Here is a 19,320-nt window from a genome sequence, read left to right on the forward strand (position 1 = left end):
TTAATTTCCATAAATTTGTGTATTAGTTGGTTTTAAAAACCAGTTAGTTATTAGTAGGGGATTTAGCTTGATACTTCGACGGTAGCGGCTTTATCCCTTTTATTTTTACTTGATGGTAATTGTTTTGTTTTTTATCTCATAAGCATTTATAAAATTTGTGTTCTTAATTCCGTTCAATATATCGTTGATGTTGTGCTTTCTGTTTAGAAGACCACTAAAATTCACTTCTTCAAGGTCATGAGATTCAAAGGTGATATCCACATCGTACCATCTGGAAAGCACCTTCATAATGTCCTTTAAAGGCTTGTTCTTAAAATTAAAATAACCTCTCACCCAGGCAATGTCATAATCAATATTTACCTTATGTTTAGTGATGCCTTTTGATTCTATATTCAATATGGATTGCTCTCCAGGTCTTAATTGTAGCTTGTTTTCATCAACAACTATATTTACCTGGCCTTCAACTAATGTTGTAAATATGTATCGCTCATTATCGTATGCCTTTATATTGAATTCTGTACCAATGACTTCTACTTCCTGCGTATTTGTAACCACTTTGAAAACAGCACCTTGATTCTTTGTGCTTGGAGAGACTTGGAAGTAAGCCTCGCCATAGACTAATTCAACGATGCGAGGCCTTCCTTCAACAAAACTTACGGGGTATTTTATTTTTGTATCCGCATTTAACCATAAGATGGTACTATCAGATAATATGATTTGGTATTGTCCTCCTCTTGGTATGGTCAAATAATTGAATTCTGTTTTAGAATTGCTATTATCTTTTGAATATTCCAACCGATTTCCATCGCTATGTACAGATCCCTTTTTAAATGGTTTACCTTTTTCAAGAACCACATCAACTCCATCCGTAAGTGTTAAAATGGCCTTATCCGTTCCGGCTGTAATGTTAACCTGTTCCACGTCCAAAAGTTTGGTGTTGGAAGGGTTTTTGAATGTTATGTAGGCCAATGATATTAAGAGAACAAAAACAGCCGCTACTTTAAAAAAAGACGATGTAGATAGACGTTTTTTAGTTTTTTACTTTACCATCTTGAGAAATTCTATTCTCGATTTCTTTCCAACCATTCTCCTTATCGATTTTATTCAGTAGCTCTAAATTTTTTTTAATTTCTTCTTCAGATAGATGTTGCTTGATATGCTTTATGGCTTCATCTGAAAAGATATTGGCAGCATCCACATCTCGCAAATCTTTATCTTCAGTTATGGCTTTTGATAGTTTTTTAGCGAGTTCGAATATTTTTTCGAATAGGGTCATGACAAACATGTCGTTTTATTAATAAAACGACCTAACCGAAAAAGAGGGTGACAAAAAAATTACAAAAAATGTTTAGGAGGCTGCCAAGGGAGTGTCTTAATTTTTCGTATGCAATTCGTTTTTGAGACTTAACTGTATTTTTGCTTATAGACATTTCATCCGCTATCTCTTTATTGGTATACGCCTTTAGGCTTAATCTTATGATTCGTTCGCATTTATTAGGTAGTTTTTTAATGGCAATTTCAAGTTGGGAATAGGTGTCAACAATTGTCAATTGGGTAAGAAAGAACTCTTCACTATGCAATTGGTCAAATTCCAAGTCTGAAGATTGCATGACACCTCTGTGATATTTACTTTTAAGATAGTCTAAACTACGGTTTCTGACTGCTGTATACAAAAAAGATTTATTGGCATTAAAATTTGGATATTGAGTTTTCTGTTCCCATATCTTAATGAATACGTCTTGGACTACGTCTTTAGAAATATCCATATCGTTCAGATATTGATTGGCAAATAGACACAAAGGTGGATAAAGGGTATCAAAAAGTGACTTGTACCCAGCTGTGCTCATTGGATGTACTTTATCCTCGGACATATTCCATAGTATTTAAAGGGAAAAATGAAGATTTTCCCAAATAATCTATCAGTACCAAGCTATAAAGTCATAGTTTGTTAGCGTGAGCTTACCAAAGAATTAGATAAACATCCCGAAATTTTCAACTGCCTACAAACAAAAGGGCGCAGTACTCAACTTACCTGATAGGGGTACTGGTATACCTTGCACTGATAAGAGAGCCCACGCCCGGGACGTGAGCCATTCTACTTATCATCTCTAGTGCATAAATTACCAGTTTTCTATCAAGAGACTCAAAGCGATGACTTCAAATATTTTCTATACGAAGAATCGCAAATTTATATAATAAGAATCAAATATAATAAAATTTTTAATTGTCAACCAAATGGATTACAGAATATTTTGATATAAAATGAAAATTGCGATATGGCTAAATTAAAACCAGAAGATATTGCACTGAACGAGAACATTGCTCTGCGAATAAAGGAATTGAGAGTAAAAGCTAACTCAAATCAATCAAAATTTGCTGAATGTCATTTTGTTGATAGACAATTAGTTAGTCGTTGGGAAAACACTAATGATAAACGCGGAGTATCTATTCATACTGTTAATCGCTTTTGTAAATTAGTAGGTATCACTCTGACAGAATTTTTTGATTCTTATCTATTTGAATAGATATTAAGTATAAACAAACTATTTTTTATTAATAACCATTTTAATTTTTGTGAAAAAGTCAATTGTGCAAATGAAAAATGAGTTGATTTCAGTCATTAATATTAAAATTGCAATTAGCTTAAATCGATTATTGGAGAAAAGTAAAATATTGACGCATTGTATCACTCGGAAGAAGAATTCATAAAAAGTTATAATGAGATAGCTCTACAGGCTGATATTCGGAAAGCTACAGTTTCAGATACTTTCAATGCTAAATCAAAATCAGGTCCAAACTCAACCACTGTAATCTTAATTATAGAGGCTATGGGATATAACGTAAGCGAGTTTGCAAATCAATATGATTTAGTAACGTCAAGTGATGTTGAAAACTTCAAAATAGCTGCAAAAAAGTAAATCACACTTGTAATCTCAAATTTATCTACTTTTTCTTTTTCCATTGTTTTGTAAACTCATCTTCTTCGGCTCCTAAAGGGAACAGAACATAGTACCATAAGCATTTTAGGTAATAGCGAATGATTCTAATCCATCGGTGTGATTTGCTCATATTTTACTGTTGAATAGTTTTTTTTATTATTTTCTACAAACATTCTATTTTCTTTCTTAACAAAAACATATCATCACTAATTTTTCTTTCAATAACTCTTGCATATATTTGAGTGGTCGCAATTTTTGTATGACCTAAAAGTTTCGAAACGGTTTCTATTGGAACTCCATTTGTCAAAGTTACAGTTGTTGCAAATGTGTGCCTCGCCATATGAAAAGTAATATTCTTTTTAATACCGCAGAGATCAGCAATTTCTTTGAGATAACTGTTGAGCCTTTGGTTTGAGAGTTCAGGCATTAATTTGCCAGTAAAGTTTGTGCGAGGGTGATTACTGTATTTTTCAATTATGAAAGCGGTTTTTTTAAGAATAGGTATTTTAAATGGAACTCCTGTCTTATTTCTTCTTGCCATTATCCATTTATACCCATCAATTCCTATTACAATTTGTTCAGAAGTTAAATTCATTATATCTGCATAAGAAATACCAGTGTAGCAGCTGAAGATGAATAAATCCCTAACAACTTCTAACCTTGCGATAGATAAATCAAGGGTTTCAATAATTTTCAATTCATGTGCAGAAAGAAATTCACGCTCTGTTTTCTCCAATTTCAGTTTGAATTTCAAGAAAGGATTACTGTCAATCCAATCTATATCATGAGCAAGTCGTATCATCTTTTTCAGGCGCTGAATATGTTTCATGACCGCATTATTTCCAATACTTCCTTGATAATGTTTAGGTTCGTATGACCTCAAAAAATTCTCAAAACCTAAAACAAATGCATAATTTAAGTTTTGAAGTTGGATATCTGGAAGATTGTATTCCTCAAATATAAATTCCAAGATGTACTTTTGTGAAGTTTTATAATGGCATAATGTTTTGGCACAGAGTTTATGAACCATTTTGTCATTATGGTAGTTGAAAACATCCTTAATTGTATGATTCCTGATGTCATCTCCTAAAAAGCGAGCCTTAATTAATTGAGGTGTAATAAAACGATTTTCATTTTGCAAGTCTCGATAGCAATCCAATAAGCCTGATTTAGTTGCATCCAAGAATTGATTAATATGAATAGCTGATTTTCCTTTCCCATGACAACGCTGATATTTTGGATTCCAAGAATCAATGTCAACATTACGGTTTAAACTAAAATTCAGTTTTTTTCCTTTAAGGGTAATACGAGTGTAAATTTTGGCCTTGTTGTCAGTAGTTCTTGATTTATAAACCCAAAATAAAATTGAAAAATTTGATGAAGTACGCATAATTTCCGTCTTAATTGTTAAACAATAATTTAGACGAGAGTCAAATCTTCTGAATACTTATAATCATAAAGGTACATCTTTTTTCCAATTGAGAACAATGCGAACTTTTAAAAAAAAGTGTTGACGATTTGCGAACTTTTAAGATGACCCCAAATAGGGTTAAATGAATGTTCTAAAAAGCAAAAACCTCACTAATCATATAATTAGCAAGGTTTTGTGCCTATTTGGTGTTTCCACCTGTGACCCGACTGGGGCTCGAACCCAGGACCCTAACATTAAAAGTGTTATGCTCTACCAACTGAGCTATCGAGTCATTTTCTTAATGAGGGTGCAAATATAAAACGTTTTATTAATAAACCAAACCCTTTCTTAATATTATTTTTTGTTTTTTTGTGGAGGCTTAGTCTATGTTTTTAGAAATCAATTTATAAGGCGTTTTATGATTATTATTTTAATTGGATATATGGGTTCTGGAAAGTCCACAATTGGGCAAAAACTGTCCGAAATACTCAAATTTGAATGTATTGATTTGGATGATTACATTCAAAAAATGGAGCAATTGACCATCTCTCAAATTTTCGAGCGTAGGGGTGAGATCTATTTCAGAAAAATAGAGCATACATATTTGAAGGAGCTTTTAGGGCGGAACAATATAATTCTGTCACTTGGAGGTGGCACACCATGTTACGGCAGCAATATGGACGCTATATTAAATACTGAAGTTGCACATAGCATATACTTGAAGAGTTCCATTCCAAATTTGGTAAATAGATTGCGTTCCGAAAAATCACAGAGGCCTTTGATTTCACATCTCCAAACAGATGAAGAATTAACTGAGTTTATAGGGAAACATCTCTTTGAGCGTTCTTTTTATTACAGCCAAAGCCACCAAACGCTTTTGACAGATGGTAAAACTATTGAAGCAATTACTGAGGAAATTGTGGCCAGCCTAGTTTAAGAAGGCCTCATAAACTTTACCAGTTAAAATGACCTCTACGTGCTCATGAAGAGAGGTAGAGAGAGAAATGCCTTTATAATCGGCCTTAACCGGAAACTTTTTGTGGTTCCTATTGACCAATACTGCAGTTTTGAATTGTTTTAATGGCACATTCAAAAAATGCTTGACGCCATAAATTAGGGTGGTACCTGAGTTTAAAACGTCATCAATCAGTACCACAGATGTGTTGCTATATGCTGTGGCGTCAATTGAGGTAGTTATCGGATTTAAAGGATTCTTTTTATCAATCACCACTTTACACAACACCGATTTCAAATCGGAGATCTGATCAAGATTCGCCTTTAATTTTTGCGCGAGAATATATCCATTAGAATCTATTCCTGCCAAAATAACTTCATTCCCATCCACATTGCTTTCGTAAATTTGATAGGCAATGCGTCTTATTTTATGGTTGATTTCTTCGTGGTTGAGTATTACTTGTTTTGATCCTGCCATGTTGGAGATTGTTTTTTCAAAGATAAATAAAGTGTTTTTTTAATTGTCATCTTCGGTCTCATAAAAATCATCAATATCCCGGCGGTCTTTTTTGCTAGGTCTGCCCACCCCTTTTTTACGGTAGTAGTCTTTTGAATATTTTAAAAGGTCTTGCGCTTCAAATGCTTCTTTTGGCGTGGTATCCTTTCTGTAAATATCCACCAATTTTGCACCCACGCGACTTGGAGGAATATCGTTGACCATAAGCTGGTATTTGATCTGGTCCTTGCGCAATTCTACCTTGTCAGTAGCATAAACTTCTCTACTGGGTTTAGCTACCTGACCATTAATTTTGATATGGCCTTTTTTGCAAGCTTCCGTTGCAATGGTGCGGGTTTTGTAATATCTAACACACCACAGGAATTTATCTATTCGCATATTAAAATTTTTAAAACAACGTTAATGTTGTTGTGCAAACATATTATATTATTGTATCTTGCCGGCAAAAATAAGCATTATTGAAACATAACTTGACACTGTATTTTAAGTGTTCAATTTGATGATTTTAAGCCCAATGCGTTTCGCTTTCGAAAATGAACAAAATTAAATTGATGAAATTAAAAACCTACGTCTTCTCTACTTTGTGTTTTTTTGTGTTATTGTCCTCCTGTAAAAAAGATGATGATGATCCCATAGTACAAATTCCAGAGCGTGACCGAGCTGAACAGCAAATAGCGGACCTTGATTCGTTAACCATGTATCTACAAACCCATTACTATAATCGCGCAACTTTTGCTGAACCTGGTAACCATAGCATTTCTGAATTGGTGATTACAGAGTTGCCAAAAGACGCCAGTGGCAATTATTTGCCATTGCCAGATCCGGATAACAACGAGTTGTTGAGTGTTGGTGTGGATATTGATAATCCAAAAAAGACCACATATCTTGAAACAGAATACGATTTCTATATTTTAGAGCTTAATGAAGGTGGCGGTGTCAACCCTCATTTTTCTGATAAAGTTAGGTTGAATTATAATGGGTTTCTTGCTAATGGCACCTCATTTGATGGCACGGTAACCCCAACTGATTTTGATTTGATGAATCTTATTCCGGGTTGGAGAGAGGTCATTCCATTCTTTAAAACTTCTGAAGGATTTGAAGAGAATGGAGATGGTACGGTAACTTATAACAATTATGGTCTTGGCGTCATGTTCTTGCCTTCCGGATTGGGATATTATGGCAATCCAACGTCAGACATTCCTGCGTATACTAATATCATATTTAAGTTTGAACTATATCAATCAGAGGTTAATGACCACGATGGTGATGGCATTCCTTCTTACATGGAAGACTTGAATGGTAACAAAAACCTGTTCGATGATGATACCGATAGTGATAATACGCCGAACTTTTTAGATGCCGATGATGATGCAGACCGTATAGCGACCCTAAATGAACTGACCAGACAAACTTATACCGTGAATACCAACAATGCTGAGGAAGAACCGGTTTTGGCAGCAGGTGAATTTGAAAGAAGTAGAAGTGAGAGTGGCGGAATCATAACCATCAAAACGCTCAAAATTGTAGATAAAGATGGTGACGGCGTTGCAGATTATTTGCAGAGCTCAGAGAAAACAGACTACAGTAAGAATAACTAGATCTCTGATATACATCAGATAAGTGCATAAAAAAAAAGGCTATCAAATTAATGATAGCCTTTTTTTATGTTAAAGCGCAAATGACACACTCAAGATCAATTGATCTGGTCTTGTGTCAATCCTGCTTGTAGGAAGGCCAACAGAATCATTTACAAACGTCGCTTCATTTTCACTTAATCCGCGTTCATATCTTAAGTCAACTCCAAATCCGTTAAAGTTAGCACCGATCCCAAAGTTGAGTCCTACTGTAAAATCATTTTCAATGTTGTCAACGGTGATTCCTTCAAATTCACTGTCTAGGATATACTGTAAAGATGGTCCTGCAAAAACGCTAACGGGTCCTAAAACCTTTACGCCAAACAATAACGGCGCGTCTATTTTTTGCATTTTAAACTCATTGCTGTCATACTCACTTTTTGTTTGGGTATAGACTACTTCTGGCTTAAAATAAAACCTGTCGCCAATTTTACCGTATAATCCGGCGTGGAATCCAATATTTCTATCAGGATGTTGGGCGTTATCACCAACTGATTCAAAATAATCGCCGTTGGCATTGTAGTTTAAACCAGCTCTAATTCCGAAGCCGTTTCCGTTTTGGGCGTTTGCGGCTAACGTGAACGCCATAAAGGCGAAACTTGCCAAAATCAATTTTTTACTTCTGCTTTGGCTTTTGAGATGTTCTTTAAGTTTTTTCATAATTGTTGCTTTTAAGTTTGATGTTCGATATAATCAAAAACGCTGCCAAACGCTAATTATTTTGATACGCCTATTTTTTTCTAATTGAAAAAGGGGCTTTCTTTATTAAGAAAACCCCTTAGTTATATTTAACTTACTCGATATAAATCCATCGGGAAATAACGACCAACTATTTTTTTCGCTCAATTACTTTTTGAGCAGCTTCAATGATAGAAGCGCTATTTAAGCCATATTTATCCATAAGTTGTGCAGGTGTGCCAGACTCTCCAAAAGTGTCTTTAGTGGCCACAAATTCCTGTGGTGCAGGGTGGTTTAATGACAGCACACGAGCCACGCTTTCTCCCAATCCGCCAAGGTAATTGTGCTCTTCAGCTGTAACCACACAACCTGTTTTTTTAACCGATTTTAAAATAGCGTCATCATCTAAAGGTTTGATGGTATGAATGTCAATCACTTCTGCAGAGATGCCTTTTTCAAGTAATGCTTTGGCAGCTTCAAGAGCTTCCCATACCAAATGTCCCGTAGCCATAATGGTCACATCGGTACCTTCAGTTAATTGCAGGGCTTTACCAATTTCAAATTTTTGGTCTTCTGGTGTAAAATTTGGAACAGATGGACGTCCAAAACGAAGATAAACCGGTCCTTTGTGCTCTGCAATAGCAATAGTTGCCGCTTTGGTTTGGTTATAATCGCAGGTATTGATGACGGTCATTCCTGGCAGCATTTTCATCAACCCGATATCTTCTAATATTTGATGTGTGGCACCGTCTTCACCAAGAGTTAAGCCTGCATGCGAGGCACAAATTTTTACATTCTTATCAGAATAGGCCACACTTTGTCTAATTTGATCGTAAACACGACCTGTAGAAAAGTTGGCGAAAGTTCCCGTAAACGGAATTTTTCCGCCGATGGTCAATCCAGCTGCCATTCCAATCATATTGGCTTCGGCAATTCCTACTTGGAAGAAACGCTCTGGATGGTTCTTTTTAAAATCGTCCATTTTTAAGGAGCCAATTAAATCGGCACAAAGCGCAACAACCTTGTCATTGGTTTGTCCCAATTCTGTCAAGCCTGCTCCAAATCCTGAACGTGTATCTTTATTTCCTGTGTTTGTGTATGTTTTCATAGTAATGCCCACGCAAGTGGGTATCTTTTTAATTAATGTTTTTTTAAAAGCCCTTCCCTTTGGGAAGGATTTAGGATGGGCTTTTAATAATCGCCTAAAGTCTCCGGATTCTGCTCCAACCCAATTGCCAACTGATCATCATTTGGCGCTTTCCCGTGCCACGCATGGGTGTGCATCATAAAATCAACCCCATTGCCCATCATCGTTTTCAAAAGCACACAAACAGGTTTTCCTTTGCCTGATTTTGATTTGGCAACCGCCATTCCTTTTAAGATTTCTTCTATATTATTACCTTGGTTGATTTCTACAACCGTCCATCCAAAGGCTTCAAATTTCTCTTTAATATTCCCCATTGGCAATACCACATCTGTTGGGCCATCAATTTGCTGTCCGTTGAGATCAATGGTAGAAATTAAATTATCCACATTGTTTCCGGCAGCATACATAATGGCTTCCCAGTTTTGACCTTCCTGCAACTCACCATCACCATGCAAACTGTAGATAATATGAGCATCATTATTCAATTTTTTTGCTTGTGCTGCGCCAATGGCTACAGACATGCCTTGGCCTAAAGAGCCAGAAGCCACTCGGATACCCGGTAAACCTTCATGCGTGGTTGGGTGCCCTTGTAAGCGGGAATTAATTAATCTGAACGTGCTCAATTCTTCTATTGGAAAATAACCTGCTCTTGCCAAGACGCTGTAAAATACAGGTGATATATGTCCGTTTGATAGGAAGAACAAATCTTCGCCTATACCGTCCATATCAAAAGTATCCTTTCTGTCCATGATCTCATTGTATAGCACCACCATAAATTCAGCGCAGCCTAATGAACCTCCTGGATGTCCAGAATTGACCTTGTGTACCATGCGAAGAATGTCTCTGCGTACTTGGGTGGTTAAATCTTCTAATTGTTGTGTGTTTGACATTTTATAAAAGTTTGTTTTATGCTGCAAAAGTAGCCTTTTAAACCCCGGAAACAAAGTTCAATTGAGCGCATTTATCAACGAATCTTGAACTTTTGCTAACAATTACGGCCCATTTTTTTAAACGATGGGTATCTTTTAACTTCAGGAACCTTCATTTACTTTGTATCTGTATTTTTTCTAAAGTTTTCCTAAGAGCTCTTTATCTTAATAAGCGCATTGTATATCTTTGCCAGCTTATTGGAATTTTAAATTACAACCACATCATGCTTCAAGCTGACAGTTTTTGGATTGGAATAAAAAGATGTAGGTTTACCACTTATGAAATTTGAACTAAAAGGAAAAGACCTTCAAAGTAAGGCGAGGGCAGGCACAATTACTACAGACCATGGGGTTATTGAAACGCCAATTTTTATGCCAGTAGGCACAGTGGCTTCTGTAAAAGGCGTTCACCAAAGAGAACTTAAGAATGATATCAATGCAGATATCATTTTAGGCAATACCTACCATCTCTATTTACGTCCGCAAACACGAATTCTGGAACAGGCTGGAGGATTGCATAAATTTATGAACTGGGATCGCAATATTCTGACTGATTCTGGAGGCTATCAAGTGTATTCACTGTCGGCCAATAGAAAAATTAAAGAAGAAGGCGTAAAATTCAAATCACATATTGACGGCAGTTACCATACATTTACACCAGAAAATGTAATGGAAATTCAGCGTACCATTGGTGCCGATATTATTATGGCTTTTGATGAATGCACGCCTTATCCTTGTGATTATAATTATGCGAAACGCTCCATGCACATGACGCACCGTTGGTTGGATAGGTGCATCAATCATTTGGATACATTACCTTTTAAATATGGCTATGAGCAAAGTTTTTTTCCCATTGTTCAAGGAAGTACCTATAAAGATTTGCGTTTGCAATCTGCAGAATATATTGCCAATGCTGGCGCGGTAGGAAATGCCATTGGCGGACTCTCAGTAGGGGAGCCTGCTGATGAAATGTACGCCATGACCGAAGTGGTTTGTGGAGTCCTGCCTGAAGATAAACCCCGGTATTTGATGGGGGTAGGAACGCCTATCAATATTCTTGAAAATATTGCGTTAGGGATTGACATGTTTGATTGTGTGATGCCAACACGTAACGCCAGAAACGGCATGTTATTTACAGCACACGGATCTATTAATATCAAAAACAAAAAGTGGGAAGATGATTTTTCTGCTTTGGACGAGATGGACATGACGTATGTAGATACCGAGTATTCCAAAGCCTACTTGCGCCACTTATTTAGCGTTAATGAACGTTTGGCCATGCAAATTGCAACGATACATAACCTCGGATTTTATTTATGGTTGGTAAGAGAAGCGAGAAAACATATCTTAGCCGGAGATTTTAGAACCTGGAAAGAAATGATGGTGAAGCAGATGGATAAGCGACTATAGAAATTGAAGTTGAAATTGAAGTTGAAGTTGAAGTTGAGACTTCCAGTTGAAATCTAAATCATAGAAAATAAACAATACAAATAAAGAATCATATCTAAACATTGAAAATACTCGATTGGTACATATTAAAACGTTATCTCCTCACATTTTCGATGATGTTATTGCTATTTATTCCTATTGGGATAACAGTAAATCTTGCCGAGAAAATTGGTAAAATATTAGAAAACAATGTGCCCTTTGGAGAGGTGGCCTTATACTATCTTAATTTTACCATCTATTTTGCCAACTTGCTATTCCCGATTTTTTTGTTTTTATCGGTGATTTGGTTTACATCAAAACTCGCCAATAATACTGAAATTGTTGCCTTTTTAAGTTCTGGTGTTTCGTTTGCGCGCTTTCTTAGACCTTATATTATTGGGGCAACCATTATCTCCATATTTGCCATGGTGCTGGGGTTTTATCTGGCGCCTATTGCCAGTCAGGGTTTTAATGAGTTCACCTATAAATACTTAAAAGGTCCGCAATATCAACAACCGGGGCAAAATATTTTCAGACAGATCAATGATACAGACTTTATTTACGTCAGTAGTTTTGATCCCGCCCAAAAAAGAGGCTACCACTTTACCTTGGAGCATATTGAGAATAATGAGTTGACCTATAAGATTTTTGCGAACTCCATTGTCTATTCAGAGAAAGATAGTACTTATAAGCTGTTTAACTATTTTAAACGTACCATAACAGATAATGGCGATATTATTGAGAGTCGAAGACGCATGGATACCGTGTTTTCATTTGACTTGGAAGATTTAACGCCCGTAAATTATATTGCAGAAACAAAGCCGTATTCAGAACTGGTTGATTTTATAGATAAGGAGAAGGCTAGGGGCTCTTCAAATATTGGACGCTATGAAATTGTAAAATATAAAAAGTGGAGTTTACCTGTTGCCGTCTTTATTTTGACAATTATCGCCGTGTCAGTATCCTCTATAAAGAGAAGAGGAGGCATGGGTACCAACTTGGCATTTGGGATTACAACGGCTATGGTATATGTGTTTTTTGACAAGGTTTTTGGGGTATTGGCAGAGCAATCTGATTTTTCTCCATTGATTGCCGCGTGGCTTCCAAATGTGGTTTTTGGTATTTTGGCTGTTTATCTTCTCTACAATGCAAAACGCTAAGCTCAAGAATTACCTGCACCTTCATTTTTTAGTTTTTATTGCTGGGTTCACTGCTATTTTAGGAGAATTGATCACCATTGGTTCCATTCCATTGGTATGGTACAGAATGTTGATGGCAGGATTGCTCATGTTCGTCTATATTAGGTTCACCAAACTTAAGATAAAGGTCGATAAGCGTACTATGCTCAAATTTTTTGCTGCTGGCATTATCATTGCGCTGCATTGGATTACTTTTTTTGAAGCGATCAAACAATCCAATATTTCCATCACGCTCGCTATGTTTTCTACAGGGGCTTTTTTCGCCTCCTTTATTGAGCCGTTATTTTATAGACGGCGTATTATTTGGTACGAGATTTTTTTTGGGGTCATCGTTATTATTGGTGTTTTTCTCATAACCCACGGGGAGTTGAAGTACATCAACGGCATTATCCTTGGCATCGTCTCAGCCTTATTGTCTAGCCTATTTGCAGTGATCAACGGTACTTTTATTCAGAAACATTCTGCCACGGTCATTTCATTTTATGAGTTTGTCAGCGGGGTGGTATTCTTGACGCTTTTTATACTTTTTTTTAAAGGCGGTTTTGATGTAAAATTCTTTACACTTTCAGCCACAGACTGGATATTTCTTTTTGTTTTAGCATCAATTTGTACGGCCTATGCCTTTATTGGTTCAGTAAAAGTGATGAAATTTATCAGTCCCTATACAGTGGTACTTTCTTATAATCTTGAACCTGTTTATGGCATCACTATGGCTTTAATTTTGTTTCCAGAAACTGAAACAATGGGGCCTCAGTTTTATTATGGAGCCTTATTGGTATTGCTTTCTGTCTTGATAGATGGGGTTCTAAAGAACGTACAATCCTATAGAGAAAAGAAAAGCAAGCTCCACAAAATCGATTAAATTTTTACAGTTGCTTTGATTATACTTACCTTTGCAAGTGCTTAAAAAAAATACCTGATTTTTCGTAATGTTGTTTTTATAAGAACGGAAAAAAATACGTAGGTTTGTAGGCTAACTAATAATTAATTCTTAAATTTCTATGGAGTATTTAGAATTTGAGCTTCCCATAAAAGAACTAGAGGAACAGTTGTCAAAATGCCAAATAATTGGCAAAGAAAGCAATGTTGATGTGACTCAAACTTGTGAACAAATTGAGAAGAAGCTCATCGCTACAAAGAAAGACATCTACAAAAATCTTACCGCATGGCAGCGTGTTCAATTATCGCGCCATCCCAATAGACCTTATACGCTTGATCATATTAGAGCCTTATGTGGCGATTCGTTTTTAGAGTTGCATGGCGATAGAAATGTGAAGGATGACAAGGCCATGATTGGTGGTTTGGGTAAAATTGGAGACCAGTCTTACATGTTTATAGGGCAGCAAAAAGGGTATAATACCAAAACGCGACAGTATCGTAATTTTGGAATGTCAAATCCTGAAGGCTATCGTAAAGCTTTGCGTTTGATGAAATCTGCTGAGAAATTTAAACTACCAGTAGTGACCTTGATCGACACTCCGGGGGCATATCCTGGTTTGGAAGCTGAAGAACGTGGACAAGGGGAGGCCATTGCTAGAAATATCATGGAAATGACCCGTTTAAAAGTACCTATTATTTGCGTGATCATCGGTGAAGGCGCTTCCGGCGGTGCTTTGGGCATTGGTGTTGGAGACCGCGTTTTGATGATGGAGAACACGTGGTATTCTGTTATTTCTCCAGAATCGTGCTCATCCATCTTGTGGCGCAGTTGGGAATATAAGGAGCAAGCTGCAGAAGCACTGAAACTGACATCAATTGATATGAAGAAAATGAAGTTGGTAGACGATATTATCAAAGAACCATTGGGTGGTGCACATACCAATCGTGAAGAAGCTTTTTTATCAGTAAAAAAGGCCATTGAAAAATCATATGCCGAGCTTAAAAACTTATCACCAAAAGATTTGGTCAAAAAGCGTATGGATAAATATGCTGACATGGGTGTCTATAAATAGGAGCGCCCTTATATCTTAATACAAATGAAAACTGGAGTTGTCAACTTCGGTTTTTTTTGGCCTTATTAACAATATATTTAAGTTATTAACAGTTACATTGTTGATGACCTGTTAAGATTGAAGACCGATAAATAGGCTTCTTTCTTTACAATTTATTTACATTCGCATTCATGAAACAACCAAACCAGATACAAGGCTACAAAGTGGACAAAAGCACTATTATTAGCTTAGAAAAAGGAAAAATACCTCCGCAAGCTATTGATTTAGAAGAAGTTGTTCTTGGAGCGATGATGATTGACAAAAAAGGTGTGGATGAGGTGATTGACATTTTGAGTCCTGATGCGTTCTATAAAGATGCCCATAAATACATCTTCGAGGCTATTTTCAAATTGTTTGAAAACAGTGAACCTGTCGATTTATTAACCGTTTCCAGTCAGCTTAAAAAAGATGCGAAGTTAGATTTGGTGGGTGGCGATTTTTATCTGATTTCCTTAACCCAAAGGGTATCTTCTTCAGCACATATTGAGTTTCATGCACGCATTATTCTGCAAAAATTCATTCAAAGAAGTTTGATCAAAATTTCCAATGAAATTATTGAGGAAGCTTACGACGAAACAAAAGATGTTTTTGACTTGTTGGATCATGCCGAGGCAAAACTCTATGAGGTGACCCAAGGGAACATCAAAAAATCTACTGAAACTGCTCAAAGTTTGGTAATTCAAGCTAAAAAGAAAATCGAGGATATTTCCAATAAAGAAGGTATGAGCGGCATTCCGTCAGGCTTTGATAAGTTGGACAAATTGACTTCTGGCTGGCAAGAGAGTGATTTGATTATTGTGGCGGCTCGTCCTGGGATGGGTAAAACAGCCCTGACCTTATCTATGGCAAGAAATATTGCCGTGACCCATAATATTCCGGTAGCATTTTTCTCATTAGAGATGGCCTCTGTACAGTTAATTACAAGGTTGATTTCCAGTGAAACAGGTTTGTCTTCAGAAAAACTGCGGACAGGGAAATTGGAAAAACATGAATGGGAACAATTAAACGTGAAAGTAAAAGCGTTGGAAAAAGCGCCTTTGTTTATTGATGATACCCCATCGCTTTCCATTTTTGATTTGCGTGCAAAAGCACGTCGTTTGGCATCGCAATACGGCATTAAAATGATCATTATTGATTATTTGCAACTGATGACGGCTGGTGGAAGTCAAAAAGGCGGAAATAGGGAACAAGAAATTTCTACCATTTCACGTAACCTTAAAGCCTTGGCAAAGGAGTTGAGTCTTCCGGTAATTGCATTGTCTCAATTATCGCGTGCTGTAGAAACACGTGGCGGTAGTAAAAGACCATTATTATCTGATTTACGTGAATCTGGAGCGATTGAACAGGATGCGGATATTGTTTCCTTTATCTACAGACCAGAATACTATAAAATTGACGAGTGGGATGATGAAGAACGTTCACCTACAGAAGGTCAGGCAGAATTTATTGTGGCAAAGCATAGAAATGGTGGCTTGGAAAACATCAGATTGAAATTTATTGGGCATCTTGGTAAGTTTGACAATCTTGACGATTTTGATACGCCTTTTGGTGAATTCCATTCTAAGATGAATGCCGCTGCCAATGATAATACATTTAATTCCAGCAATTTTCCGTCGGCTTCAGATGCTTTTGATCCGCCCTCAATGGATGATGACGAAGACAATGATGTGCCGTTTTAAAAAGTTGTTATTTTCTTTAACTTCTTTCTTAGTTTAAGATTATCTTTGCAAGGTTTTAAAAAAATTGCAACCTTATGGATAAAAGACGTACAACAAATTTATTATTACTAGTTATCGTTGTGCCACTGGTTTTTTACTATCTTAAAAATCATGTCGTTTATCTTTATTCCGTTAGCATTCTCCATGTTTATAGCGCTCCTGTTTCTACCTTTGATGCGCTGGTTGGGGAAAAAAGGCGTTCCAAAATTCATTAGTATATTTATTGTCATTTTACTTATTTTGTTGGGGCTGGGCGTGACTGCGGAATTGATCCATCTCTCCAGCAAACAGATCATGTCTTCTGACAGTACATTTTTTGTCCAAGCTGAAGAAAAATTGGTAGACCTAAAAAACTCATTGGAAGCATTTTTTGGTGTAGAGTTTGGTAAGAATGGCAGTATCATGGCGCAATTTGCCGAAACTAAAAATATTGGTTCTGTTGTGGGGTTTGTCGGCAGCTTTTTAAGCATGTCACTCACCACTGCATTCTTTACGGTACTTTGGTTGGCAGAATCCATTAACGTTCAAAAAGTACTGAACGCCACCTTATTAAAACAAAAACACACCTCCGTCAAAACCTTCCTCAAAATTGAAAATGATTTAATAAAATTCATCAAAGTAAAATTCTTGGTCAGTTTGGGAACCGGGATTTTTACCGGCTTGGCTTGTGTGTATTTTGATGTGAGTTTTCCAATTTTTTGGGGACTCTTTGCGTTTGTCATCAATTTTGTACAAATGATTGGCTCCTTTATTTCAGTCATCAGCTTGTCTCTTTTTGCTTTTGTTGAAATCGATCCCACGAGCACCTTGCTCTTCTTTATGCTTGCCATAACTTTGGTACAAGTTGTTTTTGGAGCCATTTTAGAGCCTATTTTTATGGGAAAATCCTTTGCAATTAACATCATTGCCGTATTGGTAATGCTGATGTTTTGGGGTTTTATCTGGGGAATTCCAGGCATGATCATGTCCATACCAATAACCGTATTTATCAAGATTATTTTGGAGCAATTTCCCAACACGAAAATTATTGCCAGCTTACTATCTGGCAAAGAGATCGTCCTTAAAAAATAGCTACGTTCTAATATTTTCTTAAAGCATTTTATCGAGGCTTAATTTTTGTTTACCTTTCCAAGGCAGATTAAAGATGTATGGGTATCTATAAACGCTACTCTTTTTTCTCTTTCTAAAAAGCACCAAGTTGAAAAAAACAATCACTATACTAATTTTCCTATTCATTAGCTTAAATACGTTTGCGTCGTATATTCTTGTTCCCATGGATGCTGAGGGGCAAAAGGACCATTTAAAAGCATATGGTGTCACCTATTGGGCGCTTGAAAAACAATTGAAAGTGAAATGGTTGCTCAACTATAGGGGGGGCGTCATTTTTGTTGCCTGATGTGGCAGAAATTCAGCGGGAGTGTCAGATTAGGGGCGTTTCCTTTGAAGTCCTTTCAGATGCCAAAACTGAAGAGATTCTTGAATTGATCAGTAGTCCATCACAAAATATGGAATCTGTCGTGCTTGAGAAAGCACCAAAAATTGCAGTATATTCCCCTAAAGGAAATCAGCCATGGGACGATGCCGTGACGATGGTTTTGACCTATGCTGAAATTCCTTATGAAACGATTTATGATGAAGAAGTATTGAATGATGCGCTAGTGCTTTATGATTGGCTGCATTTGCACCATGAGGATTTTACGGGTCAATATGGGAAGTTTTACAGAACATATAAGTCCACAGCCTGGTATATTGAAGAGAAAATGCAATCTGAAGCGTTGGCGACCAAATTGGGATATGACAAGGTTTCAGAAGAAAAATTGGCAGTTGCCTTGAAAATACGGGATTATGTAGTGGGTGGCGGATTTATGTTTGCTATGTGCAGCGCTACCGATAGTTTTGATATTGCCTTGGCCGCTGAAGGGGTTGACATTTGCGAGCCCATGTTTGATGGCGATGCGAGCGATCCCAACTATCAAAGTAAACTTGATTACAGTAAAACTTTCGCTTTTAAGGATTTCATTCTGGAGAGAAATCCGAATATTTATGAGTTTTCTTCCATTGATATGACCTCCAAACGTCAGATCCCCATGACAACGGATTACTTTACCTTGATGGATTTTTCTGCCAAATGGGATCCTATTCCCACAATGTTGTGCCAAAATCACACCGCTTTAGTAAAAGGATTTATGGGGCAAACTACGGCGTTTACAAGGGATCAAATCAAATCTAATGTATTGATTATGGGCGAAAATAAATCTAACGGCGAAGCAAAATATATTCATGGCATTAAAGGCAAGGGCTTTTTTACATTTTATGGAGGCCATGATCCGGAAGATTACACACATAAAGTAGGCGATCCAAAAACAGAATTGGAATTACACCCAACATCACCAGGTTATCGTTTAATTTTAAACAACGTATTGTTTCCTGCCGCTAAAAAGCAAAAACAGAAAACATAATATGAAAGGTTATCTTTTGCTTATATCCTTATTTTTAGTTCAGGAACGTTTTTCAGAAAAGCTAAGAGATTTAAAAATTCACCAAAAATTTCATGTTTCAAATGCAGCATATTTGTGTTAATTAATAACAGAAATGCATCTTATAAATGTTTATAGAGGTAGGTTTAAAGCTATAAGAAACGTTGTGTTTTCTAAAGGTGAACAGAATTTAGAGAACGACTTAGCTAGAGATTAGAATAGAATGGGGCGTCAATTATTTATTTTGTAGTCTAATTTGTAAAAAACTATGATACGTGTTCTTTTTTGTTGGTAAATA

The 19,320-nt window shown here is 36.6% G+C and carries 19 protein-coding genes, 1 tRNA gene and 1 pseudogene; 11 read left to right on the forward strand and 10 right to left on the reverse strand.

Annotated features, from left to right (window positions below; genetic code table 11):
- Positions 1–105: 105 nt before the first annotated feature.
- The 3 genes from A9996_RS15095 to A9996_RS15105 form a co-directional block, all read right to left on the reverse strand.
- The gene (locus tag A9996_RS15095) at positions 106–969 is read right to left on the reverse strand and encodes a FecR family protein (protein ID WP_066436877.1); all 864 of its coding nucleotides are present in this window, start codon (positions 967–969) and stop codon (positions 106–108) included.
- A gap of 61 nt (positions 970–1,030) precedes the next feature.
- Positions 1,031–1,276: a hypothetical protein gene (locus A9996_RS15100; protein WP_157487229.1), complete on the reverse strand. Its 246-nt coding sequence runs from the start codon at positions 1,274–1,276 to the stop codon at positions 1,031–1,033.
- Between the two features lie 31 nt (positions 1,277–1,307).
- On the reverse strand, positions 1,308–1,871 hold the full coding sequence (locus A9996_RS15105) for an RNA polymerase sigma-70 factor (protein WP_083993978.1): 564 nt from the start codon (positions 1,869–1,871) through the stop codon (positions 1,308–1,310).
- Between the two features lie 405 nt (positions 1,872–2,276).
- Here A9996_RS15105 and A9996_RS15110 point away from each other — a divergent pair, with 405 nt between their 5' ends.
- Positions 2,277–2,525 carry a helix-turn-helix transcriptional regulator gene (locus A9996_RS15110; protein WP_066436881.1) on the forward strand — a complete coding sequence of 83 codons (249 nt, stop codon included), beginning with the start codon at positions 2,277–2,279 and terminating at the stop codon, positions 2,523–2,525.
- A 156-nt stretch (positions 2,526–2,681) separates the two neighbouring features.
- The gene (locus tag A9996_RS15115; protein WP_066436884.1) at positions 2,682–2,918 is read left to right on the forward strand and encodes a hypothetical protein; all 237 of its coding nucleotides are present in this window, start codon (positions 2,682–2,684) and stop codon (positions 2,916–2,918) included.
- Between the two features lie 184 nt (positions 2,919–3,102).
- On the opposite strand, the gene A9996_RS15120 is transcribed toward A9996_RS15115, so the two are convergent.
- The gene (locus A9996_RS15120) at positions 3,103–4,329 is read right to left on the reverse strand and encodes a site-specific integrase (RefSeq protein WP_066436887.1); all 1,227 of its coding nucleotides are present in this window, start codon (positions 4,327–4,329) and stop codon (positions 3,103–3,105) included.
- A 240-nt stretch (positions 4,330–4,569) separates the two neighbouring features.
- Positions 4,570–4,642, reverse strand: a tRNA-Lys gene (locus A9996_RS15125).
- Positions 4,643–4,768: 126 nt separating this feature from the next.
- Here A9996_RS15125 and A9996_RS15130 point away from each other — a divergent pair.
- Entirely contained in the window at positions 4,769–5,287 is a 519-nt protein-coding gene (locus tag A9996_RS15130) for a shikimate kinase (RefSeq protein WP_066436890.1), read from the forward strand.
- Here A9996_RS15130 and A9996_RS15135 read toward each other — a convergent pair.
- Positions 5,279–5,782, reverse strand: a complete 504-nt coding sequence (locus tag A9996_RS15135; RefSeq protein ID WP_066436897.1) for a phosphoribosyltransferase family protein — start codon at positions 5,780–5,782, stop codon at positions 5,279–5,281. The two genes, A9996_RS15130 and A9996_RS15135, sit on opposite strands and share 9 nt — an antisense overlap.
- A 39-nt stretch (positions 5,783–5,821) precedes the next feature.
- Complete coding sequence (locus tag A9996_RS15140) at positions 5,822–6,199, reverse strand: RNA-binding S4 domain-containing protein (protein WP_066436900.1); 378 nt, start codon at positions 6,197–6,199, stop codon at positions 5,822–5,824.
- A 173-nt stretch (positions 6,200–6,372) separates the two neighbouring features.
- Here A9996_RS15140 and A9996_RS15145 point away from each other — a divergent pair, with 173 nt between their 5' ends.
- Positions 6,373–7,419 (forward strand): FKBP-type peptidyl-prolyl cis-trans isomerase, encoded by a 1,047-nt coding sequence (locus A9996_RS15145; protein ID WP_146608979.1) that lies wholly within the window; start codon positions 6,373–6,375, stop codon positions 7,417–7,419.
- A gap of 69 nt (positions 7,420–7,488) precedes the next feature.
- On the opposite strand, the gene A9996_RS15150 is transcribed toward A9996_RS15145, so the two are convergent.
- The 3 genes from A9996_RS15150 to A9996_RS15160 form a co-directional block, all read right to left on the reverse strand.
- Complete coding sequence (locus A9996_RS15150) at positions 7,489–8,043, reverse strand: outer membrane beta-barrel protein (RefSeq protein ID WP_066436937.1); 555 nt, start codon at positions 8,041–8,043, stop codon at positions 7,489–7,491.
- A gap of 241 nt (positions 8,044–8,284) precedes the next feature.
- The gene (locus A9996_RS15155) at positions 8,285–9,241 is read right to left on the reverse strand and encodes a transketolase family protein (RefSeq protein WP_066436905.1); all 957 of its coding nucleotides are present in this window, start codon (positions 9,239–9,241) and stop codon (positions 8,285–8,287) included.
- A gap of 83 nt (positions 9,242–9,324) precedes the next feature.
- Positions 9,325–10,170: a transketolase gene (locus A9996_RS15160; protein ID WP_066436907.1), complete on the reverse strand. Its 846-nt coding sequence runs from the start codon at positions 10,168–10,170 to the stop codon at positions 9,325–9,327.
- Between the two features lie 318 nt (positions 10,171–10,488).
- Here A9996_RS15160 and tgt point away from each other — a divergent pair, with 318 nt between their 5' ends.
- From tgt to A9996_RS15200, 7 genes and pseudogenes are all read left to right on the forward strand, one after another.
- Positions 10,489–11,619, forward strand: a complete 1,131-nt coding sequence (gene tgt, locus A9996_RS15165) for a tRNA guanosine(34) transglycosylase Tgt (protein ID WP_066436909.1) — start codon at positions 10,489–10,491, stop codon at positions 11,617–11,619.
- A gap of 101 nt (positions 11,620–11,720) precedes the next feature.
- Positions 11,721–12,797: an LptF/LptG family permease gene (locus A9996_RS15170; protein WP_083993980.1), complete on the forward strand. Its 1,077-nt coding sequence runs from the start codon at positions 11,721–11,723 to the stop codon at positions 12,795–12,797.
- Complete coding sequence (locus tag A9996_RS15175) at positions 12,784–13,698, forward strand: DMT family transporter (RefSeq protein ID WP_066436916.1); 915 nt, start codon at positions 12,784–12,786, stop codon at positions 13,696–13,698. Before A9996_RS15170 ends, A9996_RS15175 begins: the two co-directional genes overlap by 14 nt.
- Before the next feature lie 139 nt (positions 13,699–13,837).
- Positions 13,838–14,788 carry an acetyl-CoA carboxylase carboxyltransferase subunit alpha gene (locus A9996_RS15180; protein ID WP_066436918.1) on the forward strand — a complete coding sequence of 317 codons (951 nt, stop codon included), beginning with the start codon at positions 13,838–13,840 and terminating at the stop codon, positions 14,786–14,788.
- A 170-nt stretch (positions 14,789–14,958) separates the two neighbouring features.
- Positions 14,959–16,506, forward strand: a complete 1,548-nt coding sequence (dnaB, locus tag A9996_RS15185; protein ID WP_066436922.1) for a replicative DNA helicase — start codon at positions 14,959–14,961, stop codon at positions 16,504–16,506.
- A gap of 150 nt (positions 16,507–16,656) precedes the next feature.
- On the forward strand, positions 16,657–17,616 hold the full coding sequence (locus A9996_RS15190) for an AI-2E family transporter (protein WP_083993981.1): 960 nt from the start codon (positions 16,657–16,659) through the stop codon (positions 17,614–17,616).
- A gap of 202 nt (positions 17,617–17,818) precedes the next feature.
- Positions 17,819–19,004, forward strand: a pseudogene (locus tag A9996_RS15200) (asparagine synthetase B).
- Positions 19,005–19,320: the final 316 nt, after the last annotated feature.

The organism is Gelidibacter algens (genome assembly GCF_001678675.1).
In the GTDB taxonomy this organism is placed as follows: domain Bacteria; phylum Bacteroidota; class Bacteroidia; order Flavobacteriales; family Flavobacteriaceae; genus Gelidibacter; species Gelidibacter algens.